The sequence below is a fragment of the Acinetobacter sp. 479375 genome, from assembly GCF_000581715.1.
GTDB lineage: Bacteria > Pseudomonadota > Gammaproteobacteria > Pseudomonadales > Moraxellaceae > Acinetobacter > Acinetobacter ursingii.
In genome coordinates, this window is record NZ_JEZN01000012.1 from 15,367 (window position 1) to 39,016 (window position 23,650).

Annotated in this window: 22 protein-coding genes and 7 tRNA genes; 22 read left to right on the forward strand and 7 right to left on the reverse strand. The window is 40.1% G+C overall.

Annotated features, from left to right (window positions below; translation table 11 throughout):
- Positions 1–35 precede the first annotated feature (35 nt).
- Positions 36–179, reverse strand: a complete 144-nt coding sequence (locus J500_RS10845; protein ID WP_125625138.1) for an entericidin A/B family lipoprotein — start codon at positions 177–179, stop codon at positions 36–38.
- Positions 180–307: 128 nt separating this feature from the next.
- On the reverse strand, positions 308–1,162 hold the full coding sequence (locus J500_RS10850) for a DUF1853 family protein (protein ID WP_004995794.1): 855 nt from the start codon (positions 1,160–1,162) through the stop codon (positions 308–310).
- Positions 1,163–1,253: 91 nt separating this feature from the next.
- Between J500_RS10850 and J500_RS10855 the strand changes: the two genes are divergently transcribed.
- The 10 genes from J500_RS10855 to J500_RS10900 all read left to right on the forward strand — a co-directional run bounded on the left by J500_RS10855 (position 1,254) and on the right by J500_RS10900 (position 3,994).
- The gene (locus tag J500_RS10855; protein ID WP_004995796.1) at positions 1,254–1,613 is read left to right on the forward strand and encodes a YbaN family protein; all 360 of its coding nucleotides are present in this window, start codon (positions 1,254–1,256) and stop codon (positions 1,611–1,613) included.
- 291 nt (positions 1,614–1,904) lie between these two features.
- Complete coding sequence (gene elsL, locus J500_RS10860) at positions 1,905–2,456, forward strand: cell wall-recycling L,D-carboxypeptidase ElsL (RefSeq protein WP_004995797.1); 552 nt, start codon at positions 1,905–1,907, stop codon at positions 2,454–2,456.
- A 187-nt stretch (positions 2,457–2,643) separates the two neighbouring features.
- Positions 2,644–2,719, forward strand: a tRNA-Val gene (locus tag J500_RS10865).
- A gap of 23 nt (positions 2,720–2,742) precedes the next feature.
- Positions 2,743–2,819 (forward strand) — tRNA-Asp (locus J500_RS10870).
- 45 nt (positions 2,820–2,864) lie between these two features.
- A tRNA-Asp gene (locus J500_RS10875) sits at positions 2,865–2,941 on the forward strand.
- A 45-nt stretch (positions 2,942–2,986) separates the two neighbouring features.
- A tRNA-Asp gene (locus J500_RS10880) sits at positions 2,987–3,063 on the forward strand.
- A gap of 20 nt (positions 3,064–3,083) precedes the next feature.
- A tRNA-Val gene (locus J500_RS10885) sits at positions 3,084–3,159 on the forward strand.
- A 38-nt stretch (positions 3,160–3,197) separates the two neighbouring features.
- A tRNA-Asp gene (locus J500_RS10890) sits at positions 3,198–3,274 on the forward strand.
- 111 nt (positions 3,275–3,385) lie between these two features.
- Positions 3,386–3,461, forward strand: a tRNA-Val gene (locus tag J500_RS10895).
- 74 nt (positions 3,462–3,535) lie between these two features.
- A complete protein-coding gene (locus J500_RS10900) occupies positions 3,536–3,994 on the forward strand; it encodes a DUF2750 domain-containing protein (protein ID WP_004995798.1) in 459 nt (152 codons plus the stop codon).
- A 5-nt stretch (positions 3,995–3,999) separates the two neighbouring features.
- On the opposite strand, the gene J500_RS10905 is transcribed toward J500_RS10900, so the two are convergent.
- From J500_RS10905 to yccS, 4 genes are all read right to left on the reverse strand, one after another.
- Positions 4,000–4,782, reverse strand: a complete 783-nt coding sequence (locus J500_RS10905; RefSeq protein WP_004995801.1) for a YdcF family protein — start codon at positions 4,780–4,782, stop codon at positions 4,000–4,002.
- 139 nt (positions 4,783–4,921) lie between these two features.
- A complete protein-coding gene (locus J500_RS10910) occupies positions 4,922–7,582 on the reverse strand; it encodes a PepSY domain-containing protein (protein ID WP_004995804.1) in 2,661 nt (886 codons plus the stop codon).
- A 156-nt stretch (positions 7,583–7,738) separates the two neighbouring features.
- Positions 7,739–8,299, reverse strand: a complete 561-nt coding sequence (locus tag J500_RS10915; protein ID WP_004991187.1) for a YcxB family protein — start codon at positions 8,297–8,299, stop codon at positions 7,739–7,741.
- Positions 8,300–8,384: 85 nt separating this feature from the next.
- The gene (gene yccS / locus J500_RS10920) at positions 8,385–10,559 is read right to left on the reverse strand and encodes a YccS family putative transporter (protein ID WP_081402795.1); all 2,175 of its coding nucleotides are present in this window, start codon (positions 10,557–10,559) and stop codon (positions 8,385–8,387) included.
- A gap of 149 nt (positions 10,560–10,708) precedes the next feature.
- On the opposite strand from yccS, the gene J500_RS10925 reads away from it, so the two are divergent.
- On the forward strand, positions 10,709–11,929 hold the full coding sequence (locus J500_RS10925; RefSeq protein WP_034699603.1) for a multidrug effflux MFS transporter: 1,221 nt from the start codon (positions 10,709–10,711) through the stop codon (positions 11,927–11,929).
- Between the two features lie 47 nt (positions 11,930–11,976).
- Here the strand turns inward: J500_RS10925 and J500_RS10930 are convergent, their stop codons facing one another.
- Positions 11,977–12,684, reverse strand: a complete 708-nt coding sequence (locus J500_RS10930) for a nitroreductase (RefSeq protein WP_004995812.1) — start codon at positions 12,682–12,684, stop codon at positions 11,977–11,979.
- A 534-nt stretch (positions 12,685–13,218) separates the two neighbouring features.
- Here J500_RS10930 and J500_RS10935 point away from each other — a divergent pair.
- From J500_RS10935 to J500_RS10985, 11 genes are all read left to right on the forward strand, one after another.
- Positions 13,219–14,592 carry a DcaP family trimeric outer membrane transporter gene (locus J500_RS10935; protein ID WP_004995815.1) on the forward strand — a complete coding sequence of 458 codons (1,374 nt, stop codon included), beginning with the start codon at positions 13,219–13,221 and terminating at the stop codon, positions 14,590–14,592.
- Positions 14,593–14,894: 302 nt separating this feature from the next.
- Positions 14,895–16,130: a sodium/glutamate symporter gene (gene gltS / locus J500_RS10940; protein ID WP_004995817.1), complete on the forward strand. Its 1,236-nt coding sequence runs from the start codon at positions 14,895–14,897 to the stop codon at positions 16,128–16,130.
- A 137-nt stretch (positions 16,131–16,267) separates the two neighbouring features.
- Positions 16,268–17,743, forward strand: coding sequence for an alanine/glycine:cation symporter family protein (locus J500_RS10945; protein ID WP_034699605.1), 1,476 nt, complete (start codon positions 16,268–16,270; stop codon positions 17,741–17,743).
- A 257-nt stretch (positions 17,744–18,000) separates the two neighbouring features.
- Positions 18,001–18,954: a patatin-like phospholipase family protein gene (locus J500_RS10950; RefSeq protein ID WP_004995820.1), complete on the forward strand. Its 954-nt coding sequence runs from the start codon at positions 18,001–18,003 to the stop codon at positions 18,952–18,954.
- A 136-nt stretch (positions 18,955–19,090) separates the two neighbouring features.
- Positions 19,091–19,753, forward strand: a complete 663-nt coding sequence (locus tag J500_RS10955; RefSeq protein WP_034699633.1) for a pseudouridine synthase — start codon at positions 19,091–19,093, stop codon at positions 19,751–19,753.
- Positions 19,754–19,873: 120 nt separating this feature from the next.
- Positions 19,874–20,257, forward strand: coding sequence for a ribonuclease E inhibitor RraB (locus J500_RS10960; protein ID WP_004995824.1), 384 nt, complete (start codon positions 19,874–19,876; stop codon positions 20,255–20,257).
- A gap of 167 nt (positions 20,258–20,424) precedes the next feature.
- Positions 20,425–20,769, forward strand: a complete 345-nt coding sequence (locus J500_RS10965) for a zinc ribbon domain-containing protein YjdM (protein ID WP_004995828.1) — start codon at positions 20,425–20,427, stop codon at positions 20,767–20,769.
- 68 nt (positions 20,770–20,837) lie between these two features.
- Entirely contained in the window at positions 20,838–21,242 is a 405-nt protein-coding gene (locus tag J500_RS10970) for an NUDIX hydrolase (RefSeq protein WP_004995832.1), read from the forward strand.
- A gap of 144 nt (positions 21,243–21,386) precedes the next feature.
- Positions 21,387–21,731 (forward strand): YegP family protein, encoded by a 345-nt coding sequence (locus J500_RS10975; protein ID WP_004995833.1) that lies wholly within the window; start codon positions 21,387–21,389, stop codon positions 21,729–21,731.
- Between the two features lie 168 nt (positions 21,732–21,899).
- The gene (locus J500_RS10980; protein ID WP_004995841.1) at positions 21,900–22,346 is read left to right on the forward strand and encodes a YybH family protein; all 447 of its coding nucleotides are present in this window, start codon (positions 21,900–21,902) and stop codon (positions 22,344–22,346) included.
- 109 nt (positions 22,347–22,455) lie between these two features.
- Positions 22,456–23,649, forward strand: a complete 1,194-nt coding sequence (locus J500_RS10985) for a low temperature requirement protein A (protein ID WP_004991149.1) — start codon at positions 22,456–22,458, stop codon at positions 23,647–23,649.
- The last annotated feature ends 1 nt before the right edge of the window (position 23,650 follow it).

Here is a 23,650-nt window from a genome sequence, read left to right on the forward strand (position 1 = left end):
ATAAGGTTTTTAAAACGAATTGTAAGATATTAAGCTTACATTTTGTTTTGTGTTTTTTCAGCAGTTTTGGTCACGGCATCGCCTGCTTTAGACACGTCTTGTCCCATACCTTTAAATGTATTACAACCCGTTAAAACAAAAGCAACCATGATTGATGCAGCTAAGATTTTTTTCATCATCTATCTCCACTTTAGATTTAATTCTGATGTACTTAAGAGATTAAAAACTAATCATAAAAATAAACATGAGTGTTTGATAGTAAATGTGTTAAAAAGTGTTTCAAAAGAGAATTGTTCTTGTAAATAAACTATTTATAGGTCAGTAAGTGTTGTCGATACATATAGTTTTGGATATCAGACTTGGGGTTAAAATATAGGCCATTGGTCCACCAAATAGCCTCATTTGAGGATTGATTAAGGTTGGGACATAACCATTCATGCCGTGTTAATCGATAATAACTTTTTTTGGTTTGATTTCCCCATTGACCTAATCGTCTCTGTGGTTGAATCCAGTCTAAAGATCCTGTGTTATCAAACGAAGCTTCGGGCAAATAAAGCTGTCCTTTGAGCAGAGCATAACGTTTCTGGATAAGATGCTCCTCAACTTGTACAAATTGAAATTGTCGTTGAGTAAAATGATTCATTTTCTTGGATAATGTGTCGTCACGGTTGAGTCCAAACCAACACCCTAAGGAAAGATCTGCTTCACCCAAGTAATATTTTAAAGCAACTTCCCAATGCTCAATGTCGTTCGTATCCTGATTTAAAACTAAAAAATCCAGTTCGCCTAAAGTTTTCGCCCCTTGTATTTGTTGAAGGCTATGACCTAAAAGCTGGTACGGATGATAATCAGCATCTCGTAGCCAGAACCAGAGTAGGTATTCAAAGCGTAAACCTAAACGGGTACTTTTCAGTTGATTTAAAAAATCTAGTAGGGGGACAGGGGATTGATCGAGTTTATGTAAGCGTGGTTGATAGATCTTAAATTGTTGTTGCCAGAAATTCGCAGTGTGTAGGTCAAAATGATAATGAATACTTAGTTCATCTGGAATGCTTTTAATGATATTCGGACTCGCCAAACAAAAAGCCAACTGACGTACACTTGGTTGTTTGAATTGTAGCCATGGTTCAAAATATTCAGATTTGAAAAGAGATGAGGGCATAATCACCTGATGCAATAATTTAAACTCGGAATAAGCAAATACGTGATAAAACTTTTATACTAGGCGCGCGTAAGCAATTTTAGGATTCGGTATGAAAACGTTGTTTTGGCGAAGCCTTGTGCTGATATTTATCACACTTGGGATTATTGGTGCAATTTTGCCTGGTATGCCAACAACTGTCTTTTTAATCCTGGCAGCATGGGCTGCTTCAAAAGGCTGGCCACAAATGGATGAGTGGTTACTCAACCATCCTAAATATGGCTCGACCTTACGCAATTGGCGTGAACATGGTACGGTTCCACGTAGAGCGAAATGGATTGCCAGTATAATGATGCTCATCAGTGGCATCATAATGTTGTTTACCAATGCACCATTTTGGGTAAAGGTTTTTACTGATAGCATAATGTTGATTGTCGCAGTATGGTTATGGCTCCGTCCTGAGCACCGTTAAAAAAAGCAACGCTTTTTAGGTGCGCAAGGTGAGGGCTATGCCCGAGTGAAATCGTTAAAAAACTTAAAGCACCCCTTTAAGGATTTCTTAGGTGCGCATGGTGAGGGCTATGCCCGAGTGAAACCGTTAAAAAACTTAAAGCATCGCTTTAAGGCTTTTTAGGTGCGCAAGACGAGAACTACCTTTGAGTGAAACTGTTAAAAAAACTTAAAGCATTACTTTCAATTTTTTACGATACGGGAATTTGCGAATATTTCCCTTATTTTTTTAATATTAAATCAGAGAAATACCATGTCTTATACGCTAGAACAAGCCGATATCTTGATTGATTTAGAACAACAGCTTTTATATTTACCTCAACATAATAAGTTATATTTGATTTCTTCTGGTAAAAATGGAATTGGCGAACAGGAAAATTCGGGCAAAACACCTCGTGGCTGGCACCGAATTGCTGAAAAGTTTGGTGAACATTTGCCTATCAATACTGTTTTTATCGCGCGGCAGCCGACAGGTGAAATTTATTCCCCATCATTGGCAGTACAGAATCCGCAACGAGACTGGATTTTATCTAGAATCCTTTGGTTAGATGGTCTTGAACTAGGCTTCAATCAGGGGCAAGGTTGCGATAGTAAACAACGCTATATTTATATTCATGGAACACCTGACACTGAACCAATGGGAATACCTGTTTCACATGGTTGTATTCGGATGCGTAATCAAGATATGGTTGAGGTATTCGATTTGGTCCAACAAGGCGCGTTGGTTTATTTATCTGAAACAAAAATTGAATCATTTAATCCTGTACTGGCAAATTTGAGCTCCGAAAAAAGATTTTCAATTTAGGATTGAATGATTTCTAAAGTTAAAAAAGAAAGTTGATGTTTAAATAAGACACAGAATTTTCAGGTTTTTCTATCGAATGACTTATTTTTTAATCATTCACACTGGATTTTAAGAAAAGAAAAGCAAAAGCGTTTGACACGCTGCTTAGATTCTCTATAATGCACCTCACAAACGATAAAGACGTTAAGGGCGCTTAGCTCAGTTGGTAGAGCGTCTGCCTTACAAGCAGAATGTCGGCGGTTCGATCCCGTCAGCGCCCACCAAGCCTTTACGTTAAGACTTCAGTGCAGCGGTAGTTCAGTTGGTTAGAATACCGGCCTGTCACGCCGGGGGTCGCGGGTTCGAGCCCCGTCCGCTGCGCCACTTAAGTTTTAATATCGTTTGCCACAATAGTGACTTTGTAAAAGTGCAGCGGTAGTTCAGTTGGTTAGAATACCGGCCTGTCACGCCGGGGGTCGCGGGTTCGAGCCCCGTCCGCTGCGCCACTTAAGTTTTAATATCGTTTGCCACAATAGTGACTTTGTAAAAGTGCAGCGGTAGTTCAGTTGGTTAGAATACCGGCCTGTCACGCCGGGGGTCGCGGGTTCGAGCCCCGTCCGCTGCGCCACTTTTTACAAACACTTTTGAGGGCGCTTAGCTCAGTTGGTAGAGCGTCTGCCTTACAAGCAGAATGTCGGCGGTTCGATCCCGTCAGCGCCCACCATATATGTGACTTATACTTTTTTTTAAAAAGTATTATGTGCAGCGGTAGTTCAGTTGGTTAGAATACCGGCCTGTCACGCCGGGGGTCGCGGGTTCGAGCCCCGTCCGCTGCGCCACTTTATATAAAGTATGTAAATACTTACCTCTCTGATACAAGATGCTTTTAGAAAAATCACAGATTTTTCTCTTACGCTCAGACAAAGCTTCGCTTTGTTTGTCTTTGCTCAGGGCGCTTAGCTCAGTTGGTAGAGCGTCTGCCTTACAAGCAGAATGTCGGCGGTTCGATCCCGTCAGCGCCCACCATATCTCCTTTATCTTGCTTTTTTTCTACGTTTTTCCTAAGCTTTAGCTTTATTCTGCTTCATTATTATTACAATATGCGAAATCCCTATCAACGTCATTCATTGGGTCAATCTCATTCTTCATTAAATCCTAAAGATTTATATAAACAATTCATTGAAACAATGCTGATGCAGAAGCACGTCATCGGTTTATATGATGAGGGTTGGGCGTTATGTTCTACTCCAACAGGTCAGCAGGCATTTGCAATCTGGCAAAGTAAACATTTAGCCCAGTTATTACAAAAAGGAAGTTGGCAAAATTACCAGATTCAAGAAATTTCGCTTTCAACTTTAGTGCAAAAACTGATTCCCTATTTACGCGAGCAACGTACTTTATTTTCTTTAAACTTGACACCAGAAGGGCAGAATTTACTGGTCAAGCCTGAAAATCTGCTCGCGGATATTAAGCGCTGTCTTTATCAGCTTTATATGCAAAAGCCAGAGGCCTTTGCTGATTTACAATTAGCTTTACCTCGTTCCATTCGGTTGAATTAGTTTAGTTATTCATGAAGTACCCACCCGCTCAGATAAGCAAAATACTCTCTTAACCATGCGTTATAGCGAATGAGTAGCGGAGTTGGCGCAGCAACCATATATACATCTGAGTAACCCTGTTTTTGAGCAATGGCTTTGGCGCGAACGGTATGAAAGTCGCTGGTGACAATGGCGATAGGATCATTCAACTGAATCTGATGTTGTTTTAAAATTAGCTGACTATTTTTTAAATTGAGTTCGGTGCTGGTACTTTGAGTTTCAAGTGCCATTTGCTGGGATGGCAGGGCATAATGTTGCTGTAAATACTTTGCCATAATGGCTGCTTCGGTTTGAGTTTCTCCAAAGTCTAATCCTCCAGTTAGGATCACCAGCGCGTCTGGTTGGCTCTGGGCAATTGGAGCAGCGGTGTCTAGTCGTTTGGCTAGGGCTGCTGAAGGTTGTCCATTTTCGATACCACTACCCAGTACAATAATGGATTTTACCGCGGGAATAGAGGCGCTATGTTGAATTTGTACCGTCAAGAAAATAAAGAATGCAAACAGCGTCATTAGCCAGACAATGAAGATTCCCCAGCCAAATCGCCAAAGTTTTTTAAATTTCAGATGTCGATTTAGCCATGTTTGGATTTGAACGTTAAAGACCGCATATATGCAGAAAATGAGTCCAATGAATAGGGGTAACATCACCCCCAAATGGATTTTTCGATAAGATAAAAGCAATATCGCATCTATACATAAAATTAAACCGACAACGAATAAGCTAAGACGCATCAAAAAAGGAGCAGACATATCAAATGTTCTTATCAAAGGTAAGTTATACAATAAAAACCAACTGTAGCAATTTCATTGAGTCGAGTCGAATAAAAAGGGATATTCCTATATTTTGGAATATCCCTTGTCCATTAATTTTAAGGATTTGCAAAATTGCTTAGTAAACGTCTCTACGATAACGTCCATTTAAACGTAATTCATCGACTTGAGCCTCACCTAGAATATCGTTGAGTGATTGATCTACACCGCTCGCCATTCCCTCAATGCTACCGCAAACATAAATTACTGCATCACGATCAATCCATGCTTTCAATTCATCGGCTTGTTGTCTTAAGATGTCCTGCACATAGACGCGTTGTTCCTGATCACGTGAAAAGGCTAAATCCAGTCGTTTGAGCATGCCCATGTTGTGCCATGCTTCAATGGTTGTTTGATAGAAAAAATCGCAACGACGTTGTCTTTCACCAAATATTAACCAGTTTTCTGAATAATCCTGACGAGTACGTGCATGTAATAAACTCATTAACCCTGCGATACCTGTACCATTCCCAATGCAAATCATTGGGCGATTATCATCAATTAAATGGAAAGATTCGTTGGTACGAATACGAAGGGCGATTGTGTCATTGACTTGAGTATGCTCGGTCAGCCAACCAGAACCCAGTCCAAGTTGACCGTTTTGATCAAGCTGTTGACGAACCGTAAGCCTTAAAAATAACTGGGTTGGAATACTGGCAATCGAGTATTCACGTGTTGGCAATGTGGGAAGTTGTTCGAGTAAATGTTCCATATTGGCAAAAGGTTCAACTTCTACCGTCAGGTCTTTATCCCAAAGTGCTTGTTGAATAGAAATAGATAAAGAATCGACCAATGTATCAGGATGGACTTGATGCTTTTGTAAGAACTGTTCAATACGAGCGGCACTGTTGCCAGGTTGAATCTCGGCAATGTCACCCGCTTGCCAATGCACTTCATGTTTGGGCGTAAGCTCAAGGTTATAGGCAGGCGCACCCAGACTGTCTGGGTTGAGTTGAGTGCGTTTATCCAGTACCCATGTATCAAATGTTTTTTCAATACTCATCGATTGAAGTTCTAATTGACTTGCTTTGGCTAAAGCTTGATTCCAGCGTTGTACATCTTCATTGTTGGCATTGTTGACTTCAATCAAATCAAATAATGCCTGTGCACCACATTGTTTTAACCAGTCATTGACGCGATGTCCAAAGCTACAATAAGTGTCTGGATATTCATCTGAACCCAAAGCCAATACGGCATAATGCATATGAGTTAAGTTTAGATTTGAGCTTAAAAACTTTTTCTCAAAACTACTTGCCAAATCAGGGGCTTCACCTGTGCCGTAGGTGCTGACCACAAATAAAATCTGTGGTGCAGTTTTAAGTTCATTTTCGGTCAATTGCTGTATGGGTTTCACCGTCACAGGCTGATGCGCTTCTTGCAGACTGGTGGCTGTTCGCCATGCCAGTTGCTCGGATACACCTGTCTGAGAGGCATAGGTAATGAGCCATGGTGTTGCATTTGGATCAATATAATGATCGGCGAGTTGATGACGTGCAGCTTTAGTCAATCGTTTTTGTTTGCGGCGTTTCAGATAAAGCATCCAACCGGTCACAAAAAATAAAGGCATTGCCAATGAAGCCAATAGGGCAAAAAATTGATAAATAGGTCCAAAGAAACTACCACGATGCACAGGTAACATGCTGCTCATGATTTTTTCATTTAGCTTTTTATCTTCATAAAGTTCAAGTTTTTCAATTTTGTGGGTTTGATAGTTATACGTTGCGCTATTGCGAGCGCGTTCATGTTGTGCAACTGGATCGACAAAACTCAGTTCAATTGAACCATCTGGTGTTTTCGGTAAGTTAATGGTTAAGGTTGAATAATCACGACCAATTTTTTGGTTAAACTCAGTCCACGTCTGGTTCAATGCTTGCTGGATTTGAACAGGAGATAACGCTGATTGCTCTCGATCTGTTGATCTATCGCCAGTTCTTGGGTGATTCATTTGACGATGATTTTGTTGCATTGTCTGAGCTTTGTCATTTGCAGACTGAGGACGACCATTTTGTTCTGGATCGCGTGGACTGCCCGTACGTTCTCGACCACCTTGCTGCATTTGTGGTTTAGGCTGTTCGACCCCCATGACTTTAAACATGCCACTGCGCCACCAGTCATATGACCAATATAGCCCGGTACATGCCAAAATCAGATAAAACACGACGACCCATGTTCCGACGACTGCGTGTAAATCCCAAATAAAATTGCGGCCTTTGAGTTTTGGTTTTACAAAGAGCCATTGGCGCAGAGAATGCTTTTTTGGCCAACGCAGATACAAACCACTCAAGACAAAGAAAATGAGCATCAGCGTACATGCACCTGTAATCTGTTTACCTACAGGACCAAAGGTGAGCGTACGATGAAGCTGTTGTACAAACTGAAAAAAGCCGCGACCTTTAATTTCAGGGAGTACTTGAGCGGTATAAGAATTGACCATCATGTTATAACCACGACGTTCACCTTCTTTGGCGATATTCACTGTCGATGATGCCGTTGGATCTTTTGCGATGGTAATGCTATTGATTTTTATGTCGGGATCTTGCGTTGAAAAATGCTGATAAAGCTGAACAGGTGTAAGCTTAGGTTGCGCTTGTGCTTGCACCACGTAGCTGTCTTGATTGATCCATTCTAAAATTTGTTGCTCGTAGGAGTAGATTGCCCCTGTGACTCCCATTAAAGAAAGAATCAGTCCCGCTGTAATCCCTAAAAACCAGTGAATCTGGAAAAACGTTTTTTTAAACATGATGATAGAAGATGTTTTAAGCAAAGAAATTTGATTAATTATAACCAAACATTGAGAAGATAATATGGATTTTGTAGGTAATATTAATTTTCATTATCATTTATAAATAAAATGTAAAAAAACCTCCATGAAGGAGGCTTTAATGAAGACTAAACTTTAAATGGTTTTGGGTTCACCGACAGCTTCAGTTAAATGCTTACGAATCGTGTTAAACGAAAAGTTTTTTGAATCCATCCGTTTCGGCAAAATATACGCCCCTTGTTGGCCTTTGACCTTGAAATTCATCAAGATAAAATCAGGTGTATTGTACCATTCATAAATGTCTTTCCAGCCAATGGTACCTACGCCTTCCTGAGCACCCATTTGCTGACGCATGACAATCCCATGCGGTTGCACACCTAAACGGATTCCTTTAATTTCTTGAACAGGAAACTCGTTCATCTTACGTTTTACATACCATTCAAGACCGTATTTACGGATTAAAAAGTAGAGCACCACGCAGACAATGGCGACCCAGCAAAAAATCGTGGAATAGTTTTTGAGTAAGACAATACCAGCAAGTGATAATGCAACCACCACAGCCATAATGATCCATGCTTTGGTGCTAATTTTATTAGTACTACGCCACATCATCAGTTGAACATTGCGTTGTTCTGCTTCAGAAACTTCGTAGATAACAGGCTGTAATGTATAAGCGTATAAAGATTTCGCGGTCATAGTGCAAATTGTGAATTTCAAACTGATTGGAGTTTAGCATTAATTTAGCCAATCTCGTGAATATATTCTGCCATTTTAAGGGGAATTATAATGACCCTAATTCGGTTGCATCATTATCCCGATCATGACTCAGACTTTGTTTCAGCCGACTGAGCTGATTCAAAATACTGAGCATCAATGACAACTGTTGCAAAATAATTAAAGAGGTCTGATCTTCCTGACTATTTTGTTTGAGGCGCTGGCGAATGGTTTGCAACATATTTTGTGAGCTTAAATCTGGAACTTCATCGCGTAAAAGGGCGCCCTGAATATCATCTAGTGCTTGATCGAGTAATTTTAAAATATCTTGATCCTGACTTTGTTCACGATGCGCACCTAACGCAGCAATATAGCTCAGGAAAGTATGATTCAAACATAAAAACTCAAAAGCCAGTGTTTTTTGATAAGGATCAAAATCAGGTTCAGTGGCCAGAGTAGAAATGAGAGAGGCAACTTCTGCATCGGTATTATGTGCTGCACGACGTGCCACTCGATAATTCAAACCATGATCACGTCCTTCATGATACTGACGCACCACATCTTTTAAATAATTACACTGGGCCTGTAAAGAGCGCTGAATGGTACGAGGCAAGCGTCGAAACTTCCAGTCTGGCCAGATAAAGCTCACTCCAAACCATGCCAAAGCACAGCCAATTAAAGTATCGATTAGTCGAGGGATACCCGCAGAAAAACCTGAACTATCCAGATTAAAATTGATCAACGCCAAAATCGTAATAAATGCAGTCGCCTGTGCGTATTGTTTACTACGTAGTTCAAAGAATAAGACGCCACTTATCACCAGTAACAGCAACTGTCCTTCGAGTGACGGTACAAAATATAAAATAGCAAGACCGCAAATAATACCGACTAATGTTCCGATTATGCGCAATCTTAATCGTCGTTTAGTCGCATTGAAATTTGGTTGGCTGACAAATAAAGCGGTAAGCAAAATCCAGTAACCATACTTAATCTCCGTAATCTGAACGAAGATATAGGCAATGAGCAGCACAATCGAGAGTCGAATTGCATGTCGAAATAACACCGACTCAGGCGTTAGATTTTGTTTAATGCGGGTAACGATATCACTCCAGCCTTTTAAATCATCATCTTTTAACTGATGTTCAAACTGTTTGCTTTTTTCAAGGCTGATATTGCGTTCTGTTTCTAGGTTACGCAGTTGTGCATCAATCGATTTTAGATTTTGATATAAGGCATACAAAGCGTTGACCCAGACCTGATCATAGATCTGTTCTTGCTGTAATTTTTCCAGAGAAAGTTTCAGGTTTTCAAAAGCATGTTTAAAGCGTTTGTTATGGATATACGCTTGTCGCTTTAAAATGCTTTGACTTAAATCCTGACAAGCTTTGCCCTGTATTGATAAAATACGCTGGAAACGGAATAAAATATCACTGTGCTGAAATACTTTAGACAATTCCTGATAACTGATATGTGCTGAGTCGGCACGTTCATGAATATCCTGAACCACAAAATAATAATGCAGACTGCGGCGGGGGTCTTTTTGTCCACGGTCACCCTTTAGACGGGTCAGCAAGGCAGTTTTGGTGTCGTTGAATACACCGATCAATTTGCCATTTTCCAGTGAAAGATCAATCATACTTTGTTGATAGCTTTCCGCTGTCATATCGACATCAAACAAATTTGACTTGGCAAACAGAAAATTTCCAAGCGCCTCATAACATGCACTGAGTTTATCCTGTAAAGGACGTACAGGAAAAAGTAGAAAGCTAATGGTTGAAATCAGACCATACCAAGCTGCCCCAATGACCAGTAACACGGGTTGCATATACCATTCATCAAAAAGATGTACACCAAGCATGGAATAAACAGAAACAACCAGACATCCATAGGCGATGGTGGCGTAACGCCGTCCCAACGAACCGAGTAAAATCCAGCCGATACATGAAGCGATTAGCCCAATGGCAAACAAAAATGGATAGGGAAAAAGTAATTGAACCGAAGCCGACGTAATAAAAAATCCAACCGCGGTATAGACCAAATTCATGATGCGCACAGAAAAGCGGTCATCAATATCACTTAAACCAGCGGCGACCACGCCTAAAGTTAAAGGAATGGTGGCAAGCTGAAAATTTAGGAAGTAGGGAACAAATGCTGTACCTGTAAATGCAATTAACATGCGCAGGTTGTACATTAATGTCGTATTATAAGTGGCTCTTCTGACATGCGCGAATAAGGGTTTCAACCTGAATCCTTTGTGACAAATGTAACATGAGCTTAACCTTAGCCAAGCCTCACAAATTACGTTTGGAAAATACTCGTTCTATAGTCTGAATCATACTATGGACAGTGTTCCTTGTCTTTAAACCCACTATTTAAAATTGAAATGTAGATATGTCTGAAAATAGATCACGACAGCAATATTCATCTGCCTGGATCATGCTACTGGCCTTATTGACCGCATTGGGACCGTTATCGATTGACATGTATTTGCCTGCTTTGCCACAAATGGCAAAGGATTTTGGGGTCAGTACCCAAATGATGGCGAATACATTGCCTGCGTATTTTTTTGGTTTAGCAATTGGTCAGTTACTTTATGGCCCGATTAGTGATCGGATTGGGCGTAAAAAACCGCTTTATGTGGGATTGAGTTTATATGCCATCGCGAGTCTGCTATGTATCTTTGCCAGTAGCGAATGGAGTTTAATTGCTTTGCGCGTGGTTCAGGCATTGGGTGGTTGCGTTGGTGTGGTGATTGCTCGTGCCGCAATCCGAGATCGATTGGATGTACAAGGTTCTGCTCAGGCATTTTCCAGTATGATGATTGTGATGGGGATTGCACCGATTGCAGCACCGACACTTGGCGCATGGATCTTATATTTCTTTAACTGGCATGCGGTATTTATTTCTCTTTCAATAGTGGGATGTATCTGTTTGTTCTGTGTACATTTCTTTTTTAAAGAAACATTGCAACCTGCGCGTCGTCTCAAGCTAAGTTTCAATCAAATATTGACTTTGTATGCGGCTATTTTCAAAGATAAAAGTTTTCGCTTACCGATGTTGGCCGGCTGCTTAACAGGCGGTGCATTATTTAGTTATATCAGTTCAGCCTCACCTGTTTTTATGGATATGTATGGTTTGAACCAGCAACAATTTGCTTATGCTTTTGGCTTTAATGCGATGGGAATTATTATCCTCTCATCAATCAATAAACGGTTAGTCACTAGACTGAGTACGATTCAGCGACTCAAACTGGGCGGAACAATTCAGTTTACAGGGGCAGTGATCGTGCTGCTAAGTGGTTTGTTGCCACATGCATCATTAGCAATAATAATGGTTGGCTTATTTTTTACAGTATCTGGTTTGGGTTTTACTGGACCCAATGCGATGGCCTTGGCCATGTCAGAACAGGGTGCTCGCGCAGGAACAGCCAGTGCCATTATGGGCAGTATGCAGTTTGCAGTGGGGTTGTTTGGTGGATTAATGTTGAATTTACTGATTTGGAATCCTCTGCTTAATATGGGCGTGATGATGGTCATCTTTACGGGGGCGGGCGTCTGGGCGATTACCAAGATTGCAGCAGAGATGCGTCATAAACAAATTCGATCATCCTGAGATTAAAAATAGACCTGTTATCAGGTCTATTTTTAATTCAAAATGCTTTATTCGCTCAGAAATACTGTAAATTTTTCAACAGGTTCACGTGGCGTAATAAACGTATTCACAATCTCATCAGGATTAGCATAGCCGAGTGCAATCGTACAAACTAACTCTTCATCGTCAGATGCTCCGAGTACCTCTAATACGATCGGATGGAAATGATTCCATGCTGCTTGAGGACAGGTATCAAGTCCACGAGCTTTGGCTGCGACCATGACATTTTGAATCATCATCGAAATGTCCATTTTTGACCCGATGCCCATCGCTTTGTTCACAGTAAAATATAATCCAACAGGCGCATCAAATAACTGGTAATTACGTAATTGTTGTGCGGCCATTTTTTCCTTTTCACCTTTTTGGATATTTAGTAACCCATAAAGCCCCCAACCATTTTCACGACGACGGTCAATAAATGGCGAAATCCATTTTTCTGGATAGTAGGGAAAGGTTTCCTGATATTCTGCGGCTTTTTCAGGATGGTTATAAATCTCAAGTTGGGCTTTACAGACCCGATCGACCATTTCATCACGTTTTTTGTCAGTAATGACGTAGACTTTCCATGGCTGAGTATTGGTTCCTGAAGGCGCACGGCAAGCGACTTCTAAAATATCTTGGATGATTTGAGCGTCAACAGGTGTTGATAGAAAAGCGCGAACAGAATGTCTTGAACGAATGGCATCGTCTACGAGTTGAACTTGCTCGGGATTCATAGGAGTTCCTTTCTCATTAAGTCATAAAACAGGTGTAGACTATAAAGCATATGTACTCAATCTTTAATCTATTTTCTAGTAATTTGATTATTTGAGAAAAACTCAAATGATGAGGCTGTCTATTGAACCAGCGAATTGAGTGCGTAGCTCAAATCAAATGACTTTGATCAAAAAATATGATGGTATTTAGCAAAAGAATAAATATGACGTCGTGTATTTTCAAAAAAAATTAATCAATTAGTCTAATATCTTCTACGCTTGTTTATAGACTTAAGGTCGGGATGGTTGTAGCTTATCTCATTGATTATTTTTAAATAAAATTATTTATCAGATTAGTTTTAAAACAAATAATACAGTTTGTTAGTAGAAAATAAACAAAAAATATCATTTATTTGCATAATCTGACCCCTTTTTAAATTATGACAAAATCTCCATACTCGGGATGGGAAAAAGGGATGAACAAGATCTCATGGCCCAAGGGATGACAAAGCGGTTCATGATTAACCAATCAATAACAATGAAGGAGCTTCATACATGAGTTTACCCCTCATCAAAAAGCAATTTATTAAGCATGGTCTTGCAGTAGCAACAGCTTCAATTATGGCGTCTACAGCTTATGCGGGGACAAATGAGCAGCAAGAGATTCAACAATTACGTGCAGAAGTCGCAGAACTTCGCGCATTAATTCAACAACAGGCGGCAACTCAGAAACAAATCGTGGCAGAGCAAAAAGCACGTCCAGTGGTTGTGGCTTCTGCACCTGCGGTGGTTGTGGCACAAGCTCCTGCCACACCTGCGCCTGCTAATGCAAAACCAGGCTGGTTAACTTTGCCAGATGGACAAACGCAAGTGAAGTTGTATGGAAACGTACGTGTTGATGCAGCCTATGACTTTAAAGGTACAACCGGTGGTATCAATAACAAAACAGGGCAGGTTCCTTTAAACAAAGATAATCCAACTGAGGATTCTTTGAATGTTTCTGCTGCTCCTACACGCATTGGACTTGATATTGCACGTCAAACTGATTTAGGTGAGTTAACAGGTAAAATTGAAGCAGATTTTTGGGGTGATGGCACATCAAACGGTGATGGAAAACTTCGTATCCGTCATGCTTACGCGTCGTTAGGAAAATGGTTGGCAGGTCAGACGACCTCTCCATTTGTTAATACAGATACATCACCTGATCTTATTGACTTCACAGGCCCAATGGGTGGCGGTACTCAACGTAATGTTCAAGTTCGTTATACTCAGCCGATTGATGCAAATCAGAAAGTATTGGTCGCCCTTGAGGGTGGCGATGTAGAAAATGGTAAAACTGCTGGTGGTAGTCGTTTCCCTGCTTTGACCGCACGATATGACATTAAAACCAGTGACTCTAAAGGTCTATTACAAGTTCATGGTTTAGCACATGAAAATCGTGTATCAACCAATGATTCTAATGACGAAGAAAAATGGGGTTGGGGTCTTGGTGTAGGTGGTAAGTATCAATTCACGCCAAAAGATGCCATCATGGCAAACTATTACCATGTCAAAGGCGACTCACGTTATATCCTTTATAGTGGTCAAACTAATACTGCTTATACGACTACTGGAGATGGTAAGACGACTGATTATGATATTCACAATAATGAGTTTGATACGGCTCAAATCGGATATCAACGTAATTGGTCTCCAAAACTACGTTCTGCATTTTCTTTAGCAGGCATGTGGTTTAAAGATGACAATACTTATGCTGAAAATAATCAAAGTTATAACAAGACACTTTACAATGCGATTGCCAACATCATCTACACACCAGTTAAAAACGTAGATCTTGGGGCAGAGTACACTTATGGTCAACGTGAAACATTTGCGGGTGACAAAGGTGATCTTTCTCGTATTAACTTCTTGACCCGTTATAGTTTCTAATGCATTGATCATTCATATTTGATGCTTAGATGAGCATTTAAAAAACCACAGATATATTCTGTGGTTTTTTTATATGTAGAAAATTACATAGAATCATTTCATTAAACACTGTTTCGTTACAAATTCTAAATGTTGATTTAAGCTAAAGTCGGGCAAGCTCTAGCAGATTTAATTTAAATTTCTACATGTCATTTCGTGGTAGAGAACTTTTCAAAGGGCAACATTATCTTCGATATGATCCTTAAAACAGTTAAGTGAGAGGCTTGAGATCCTTACTTAACGGAATATGAATTGGGAAAAATATGGAATTTACGTTCAATGCATTTTATACGCTTATTGCAGCAGTGATTGTGCTGTTATTAGGGCGGTTTTTGGTTAACCATATCGATTTTTTAAAACGCTACAATATTCCTGAACCTGTGGCTGGTGGTTTGGTTGCCGCTATTATTTCTTTAATTGTTCATTCCATCTGGGGATATAGCATTATCTTTAGTAGCGAGTTGCAAACCAGTTTTATGCTGATCTTCTTTGCCTCTATTGGTTTAAGTGCGCATTTTGCCAAACTCAAAGAGGGCGGGATTGGTCTCATTATATTTTTGATCTGTGTGGCTTCTTTTATTGTTGTGCAAGATGTTGTAGGCATGAGTCTGGCAAAATTACTTGGATTAGATCCCTTAATTGGTCTAATCGCAGGTTCGATTACGTTAACTGGTGGACATGGTACGGCAGGGGCGTGGGGAGAAATTTTAGAAACGCAGCATGGGATTCAAGGAGCTTTAGCACTCGGTATGGCAAGTGCTACATTTGGACTGATTATTGGTGGGGTCATTGGTGGGCCATTAGCAAAGCTACTAATTAACCGTTATCAGCTTTCTTATGCCAAAACAGATGCTGAAATCAAGGATCGTGATACCCATTTAGATGCGCACCCAGAAGATTTAGCACCATTTGAAAATCCGCATCAGGTTCGTCTAATTACCGCAGATAACGCCATTACTACTTTGGGGATGTTTGCTGCCTGTTTAGCTTTTGCCGAATTTATGACAGGTTATAGTAAAGGAACATGGTTTGAGTTACCGACCTTTGTTTGGGCATTAGGCGGTGGCGTAATTCTCAGAAATGTATTGGAAAGTGCATTTCGAGTCGATATTTTTGACCGCGCCATTGATGTGTTTGGAAACTCATCGTTATCGCTTTATCTGGCGATGGCATTGTTATCTTTAAAGTTGTGGCAATTGGCAGATTTGGCTGGTCCACTGGTGATTATTCTTGCAGCGCAAACACTCACCATGGCTTTATATGCAGCCTTTGTGACCTTTAGAGTGATGGGTAAAAATTATGATGCAGCAGTACTTGCTGCGGGTCATTGTGGTTTTGGTATGGGTGCAACACCAACAGCCGTTGCTAACATGCAAGCCATTACCAATATGTATGGTCCATCGCATAAAGCCTTTTTAATTGTGCCTTTGTGTGGCGCCTTTTTCGTCGATTTGATTAATGCGACTGTCATTCAAGTAATTCTTAAGTTTTTTGTGTAAAACTTAAAATTGATTTAAGATTTGTTTAATTTGCAAATTTTTAACAACAAAGTCTCTATGCTTAGAGGCTTTTTTATTTGTTAAGTATTATTTAGGATAGATGTCATAGCAATATGACAACAATAAGTGCTTCGAGTATGAATGAACAATTAACAGCAACCCTGATGGCTTGGGTGAGTTTCTTTAATGATCCTTTATGGGATTTCCTCGTTATTTTTTTACTTGCTGCGGGTACGTTTTACACCATTGCGACGAAAGCGGTGCAAATTCGTATGTTTTGGCAAAGTGTCAGGGTAATGAAAGGAAGCCGAAAAGAAGGTGAAGATACACATGGAATCACGCCATTTCAGGCATTTGTAACAGGCTTGGCGAGTCGGGTTGGGGTAGGAAATATTGCGGGTGTAGCTATTGCCATCGCGATTGGCGGGCCAGGTGCTGTATTTTGGATGTGGGTTACAGCTCTGTTAGGCATGAGTTCTGCCTTTATTGAATCCAGTCTAGCGCAATTATTTAAAGTACGTGACAGTGAAACCAAGCAATTCCGTGGTGGGCCTGCGTACTATATTACTCAGGGGTTAAAGAGTAAGCCTTTTGGGATCGTCTTTGCTATTTCACTGATTTTTACCTATGGTTTTGTTTTTAATTCTGTCCAGATCAATGCCATTACCAATGCCACATCACATTCATGGGGATGGGACAAAGCCAATCAGACTTTGAGTCTAGGTGGACTAGATCTCGTCGTTTCGTGGGTTGGTTTGGTTTTAGTGGTATTGGTGGCCATTGCAATTTTTGGTGGTATTAAGCGAATTGCAAAGTTTGCTGAAATGTTCGTTCCCATTAAAGCTGGTCTGTATTTGGCGGCGGCATTTTATATTGCCTTTAGTAATTATGAAGTTGTCCCTGAAGTATTCAAATTAATCTTCACTGAAGCATTTCAGTTTAATGCCGCAGCGGGTGGTTTTTTTGGCGGTATGATCTCGATGGCGATGATGCAGGGCATCAAACGTGGTCTATTTTCAAACGAAGCAGGGATGGGTTCAGCACCCAATGCTGCTGCTGCCTCCGATGTAAAACATCCCGTTGATCAGGGACTTGTACAAATGCTAGGGGTCTTTGTTGATACTTTTATCGTATGTACTTCTACCGCAATGATTATCCTGATTTCTGGGGTGTATCATGATACAAGTGTCATGGGTGTTGAAATGACACAACGAGCCTTGGAGATGGAGCTAGGCGGGTGGGGCGGAGACTTCCTTGCGGTTTTATTATTTTTGTTCTGTTATTCTGCCGTGCTGGGCAACTATGCTTATGCAGAAGGTAATATGCAGTTTATCAATAACAGTCCTAAAGTGATGTTTGCATTTCGGATATTGGTGTTGATCATGGTCTACTTTGGTGCGATTAGCGGTGTGCCCTTAGTATGGTCCATGGCTGATCTGTTCATGGGAATCATGGCAACCATTAATTTGACTGCAATCTTATTACTTACGCCCTATGCGCGAACCTTGTTAAAGGATTATACCGTGCAACTTAGAGGTGGTAAAAAAGATCCAGAGTTTAAAATTGATCAATATCCTGAGATGAAAAAACGAGTAGATTCTGATATTTGGTAATCCGTATTGGTTCAAGTTCACCGTCAGTTTGGTTTAATTCAGACTGGCGGTTTTTGTTTTTAACAGTCTTTGAATTAGTAGAAAATTATTTATCAGAGATGAGAAATAAATGCTGAGAAAAATCGGATCCAAGCATCGATAAAAAATAAAATATCTCATGATTAACAGAGAAGTATGACGTTTTAAATAATTTGATACAGCATTTTAAAAAAGATCGGCATAAAATCTATGCTGAAAAATTTTGGTCTTAGTGCGAAATGAACTATCTCAAAGCTTTGATTTTGGGTGGAGGGCTGGTATTGGGCGGCTGTCAGCAATTGCCGACGTCCTCACAAACCACGACTTCCAGCGTACCTTCTTTGCCTCATGCTCAGGAATCGGCTTTATTTATGCCTCCTCTACAAACTGAGCAAAAGCAACATCCTAAAGTTGCATTGGTTTTAGGCAGTGGTGGCGCGCGCGGTTATGCACATATTGGGGTGATAGAAGTCTTGGAGCAACATGGGATTCGACCGGATTTTATTGTGGGAACCAGTGCTGGAAGTATTGTCGGGGCGATTTATGCCAGTGGTAAAAATGCCCAGCAATTGAAACAGATTGCTCTGAACATGAAAGTGGGCGATGTTCGAGAAATTACCTTTGATCGTAAAGGTTTTTTTGATGGTCAAAAAGTAGAAGATTTTGTTAATCAGCAAGTCGATGATACGCCATTGGAAAAACTAAAAATCCCAATGTATGTGGTTGCAACAGAATTAAAAAATGGCAAAAAAACAGTTTTTAATTATGGGAATACGGGGCAGGCAGTACGGGCTTCGATTTCGATTCCGAGTATGTTTGTGCCGACTGAAATCGATCACAAGGAATATGTCGATGGTGGTTTGGTCAGTCCCGTACCAGTCGATGTAGCACGTCAATTAGGGGCAGATATTGTCATTGCGGTCGATATCTTGGCGCAGCCTGCTTATACGCCGACCACCAATATTTGGGGGTTATTTAACCAAAATATTAATATCATGCAAAATCGTTTGGCAACCGAAGAACTGAAACATGCGGACATTGTGATTCAGCCTGAGCTGCATGAAAAAGCGCATATTTTTGATGTGAAAGAACGTGAAAACACAATTTATTCAGGTGAAACTGCTGCCATGAAAAAGATCGGGGATATTGAAACCGCTTTTGCAATGCGCCAGCAGAAGTCTCAATTACAATAACAGTGATTTAATTTGTTATATACACAAGCTGCTTTTAGGGCGGCTTTTTTTATTTATTTTGTTTATCAACTAAGCAAGATTGACAGGTTGTGGAAGCATTGTTATCTTGCGCGAAATTTTCATTACTGCGATTTGTATGTCTTCAGCACATTTCATTTATCAACCGCCGCTTGATCCTTTAGAGACGGTGTATGAAGATGCAGATTTGATTGTTATCGATAAACCTGCGGGTTTATTGTCAGTGATGGGGCGCTTACCCCAACATCAGGACAGCGCCTATTTACGTGTTTTAAAGCAGTATCCACATGCCAAAGTGACGCATCGTTTAGATATGGCAACTTCTGGTTTGTTGTTATTTGCCAAGCATCGCCAAGCTGAAATCGCAATGGGTAAAATCTTTCAGACGCGAAAAATTAAAAAACATTATGTGGCATTGGTACAGGGGAAAATTGCTGATTCAGGTTGTGTCGAGGTTCCTCTTATCACAGATTGGCCCAATCGCCCCAAGCAAAAAGTAGATTTTGAACAAGGCAAGCAAGCCAAAACGTTATATCAATTATTGGATGATCACCCTGAACATCCCTATAGTCGTGTTTTATTGGAACCAGTAACGGGACGATCGCATCAACTGCGGGTGCATATGCAACATCTTGGGCATCCGATTATGGGAGATAAGTTATATCATCCTGATCCATTTGCATTTTCTTTAGCGAGAATGGCGTTACATGCGCATGCTTTAACATTTACCCAACCTTTTACTGGTGTTGATGTTCATCTTGAAATTAAGGTGCCATTTTGATCTTGAAGATTGAACAGTACTTTCAATTCAAACAAAAAAATGCGCATAAATTAACTCCAAACTGACATAAAACTGGGTTAAGCTATTTAAGTATCACAATCATAACAACGGATAACGACAATGAGCCGTAACTACGAACTTTTTCCAGATGATGATAATGGCAATGTACTTTGGCAAATGATTGAAGATGGCAATGACCTGACTGAGCCACATGAGTTTGAATTTACAATCGTATTTAAAACTCAGGAACAGATTGAAAAATGCGCTTTGCATTTACTGCATCAGGAACAAAAAGTTTCATTTTTTCAAGAAGATCAACATACAGATGGTTCAGACCTTTGGGTTTTAAATATTCATGTGACCATGATTCCTGAATATGAAGATATACAGGATTTGGAAGAATGGTTTAGCCGCATCGCGCAGGATTTTAATGGTGAATACGATGGTTGGGGCTGTATGAGCTATTTATATGAATACGAAGATGATGAACACTTAGAAAGTTAAAACTGCCTAGCTGAACTGGATATATTCATTTTAAGTGATTGAGAAATGGATATATCCTGATAAAAAGAGTGACATGTAGATAATTTTTTAAAAATAAATCCATACGAGTGTTAAGGTTTTTGATATTTGATTGAAATCCAGTCATAATAATGCTTTTAGAGTTTTTTATGTCTTTGCCAAATTGTCCAAAATGCCAATCAGAATATACCTATCAAGATGGCGATTTACTGATTTGTCCTGAATGTGCCAATGAATGGAAAGAAGGGGAAGTGAGTCAGGCTGATGCCGAGCAACTCATAAAAGATGCGCATGGAACTGTTTTAACAGATGGCGATAGCGTCACTGTGATTAAAGACTTGAAAGTGAAAGGTTCGTCTTCTGTGATTAAAGTCGGCACTAAAGTTAAAACAATTCGTCTGGTGCCAGATGCCAGTGACGGACATAACATCGACTGTAAAATTGACGGATTTGGTCAAATGAAACTCAAATCCGAGTTTGTCAAAAAAGCATAATCACGATAAAAAGGGAGAAACCTCCCTTTTTTTGATTTTTAGATTTGACGTGGGAAAAGGAACTTAGAATGGCGTTTTCTGATCATTATCGGGTTGGCGCACATGCAGTGATTACCAATAGTGATGAAAAAGTTCTGTTGCTCAAAGCGACTTATGCAAACTTTTCTTGGGGACTACCAGGTGGCGGGATTGATCCAGAAGAAACCATATTGCAGGGCTTGCAACGTGAATGTGAAGAAGAGCTAGGGGTAATCGTTCAGGTTGAATATTTGTCAGGAATTTATCTACATACCGATATCAATGCTCACGTCAGTATTTTTCGTTGTCAGTTGCCTGATCACACCGTGATTCAGTTAAGCCATGAACATTCAGAATATACTTTTTTTGCATTAGATGAACTTAGTTCTATTCAAAGAGTACGTGTTCAGGACTGTCTAAATTTTACTGGAGAGGTAGTATTTCGAAAGTTTTAATCAAGCTATGGCTTTTTATACATAGACATGATTAAGCTATAAAAAAGTATAAAAAATAAGCTGATTCCAAGTCTGAAATCATTTATATTGCATAAATAGGGTTTAAAAACAACGTCTAGAACAAAACACAACAAGAGGTGGATCATGGCTGGATGGTATGAGTTGAGCAAGGCAAAAGACGGTCAATATCGTTTTGTATTGAAGGCAGGCAATGGCGAAGTGATTTTGACCAGTGAGCTGTATAAGGCCAAAGCCTCTGCCGAAAATGGTATTGCTTCGGTACAAAATAATAGTCCTGATGAGGCTCGCTATGAAAAATTAACGGCGAAAAATGAAAAGCCGTATTTTAATCTGAAAGCTGCAAATCACCAGATTATTGGAACAAGCCAGTTTTATGCCTCAGAACAATCACGAGACAAAGGCATTGAGTCAGTTAAAACCAATGGTTCGAGTACGACCATCAAAGATTTGACTACAGCTGATTCATAAGCTATTTGGCATATCCAAAACTAAAACCACTCTTGCAGTGGTTTTTTTATTGATTGCGCAATCAGTATGCAACTAGATTATTTACCTGAATTGCACAAATTCAAGCTAGCGCAGACTCTGCTTTTTTGCCAAGCTGATTGAGTCATAACAACAATAAAAGGTCTGCAAGTGGAAATCGAAATTATTGGTCATCAACAAAGTGCTGTTGAGGTTTTAGCCTTAACTCAAATATGGGATCAGGCTTTAAATCAGCATGATCTGGATGAAATGACACAAGATTATGCTGAGAATGTGTGTGTCTTTGATGTTGCATTACAGATAGACGATAAGAATACATATCGCAACTTATGGCAACATTGTTTTCCCTACTTTGGCGATAACATTCAGGTGCATCGACGAAAATTAACCATTTATGCTGCCGATCAAGTGGTGTTTTTGCATTGTTATTCTAAAGTTTTAGGCGATGCTCAGACCTCGGCAGAAGATATACCATGGTGTCGTACTACTGTTGGATTTTACAAAGAATCAGGCAAATGGAAAGTGGTGCATGAACATATGTCAATGCCTTTTGACTGTGAGAAACAACAACCGCTTTATATTTTTGCAGAACCGTAATATCGAAATCAAATTTGTTGGATTGCTTAAGCTGAATGAGCTAAACCTTCTGCGCCATTTGGCTTAGAATAATGGCTGATATCACAAAAAATAGAAAGAAATCTAAACCATGGGCTTATTGAAAACTTCGAAACATTTAGCACTGCGTCCTGTCGCTGCACGTGATCCCAAAGAAAATCATCGAGTCGCGACGCCTCTTGAGCTGTTATTTGATCTGATTTTTGTCGTTGCCATTGCTGAGGCGGGTCAGCAGTTACATCATGCGATCATTGAAAATCATCTAGGAAGTGCATTGCCATATTACTTTATGGTTTTTTTCGCTCTGTGGTGGGCATGGATGAATTTTACTTGGTTCGCTTCTGCTTATGACAATGATGATGTGTTTTATCGGCTGATGACCTTTGTACAGATTACAGGCTCATTAATCATGGCGGCAGGTATTCCTGATGTTTTTCATCATCAGGATTTTGACATTATTATTATTGGTTATGTCATCATGCGTTTGGCTTTGGTCAGCCAATGGTTTCGGGCAGCGAAGCATGATCCTGCGCATCGCACGGTGGCACTGCGTTATGCATTTGGCATTATCTTTGTGCAAATGGGATGGCTACTTTTTCATTTTTCGCCCATCAATTTTACCCTTGAGCTGTTTATATTATTGCTGGTGCTTGAGTTAGCTGTGCCAATCTTCGCAGAATGGGGCAATCCAACCTCGTGGCATCCGCATCATATTGCAGAGCGTTATTCATTATTGACGATCATTGTATTGGGTGAATCTGTTGTGGCTTGTTATAAAGCTATTCAAGATGATTTAGCCACACATATTGTTCATACCGACATTATGTTGTTAATGGTTGGTGGTTTGATGATGATGTTCACCATGTGGTGGGCATATTTTGATCGAGATGCGCATCATTTACTTAAAAGTAGCAAACATGCATTTTTATGGGGTTATGGTCATTATTTTATTTTTATCAGTGTTGCGGCAGTAGGTGCAGCATTGGCCGCCGCGGTAGATGTGGCCTTGGGTCGTGCAGAAGTTAGCGCTCAATTTATGCAATATATCGTGGCTGCGACGTTACTCGGTTATACCACCAGTCTTTGGCTGTTAAATGAATTACCTTATTTATCAGGCGTTAGACGCTGGTTATATCCGATTACCGCGCTGATCATTTTTTGTATTCCTGCCATTTCCCCACATATTGGTTTAGGGGTTTTTCTGATGGCGATCGTCTATGCCTTACGATTGATCTTCTCAAAATGCTATCTGGCCGATCGTGAAACTAAACCTCAGCCACATTAAG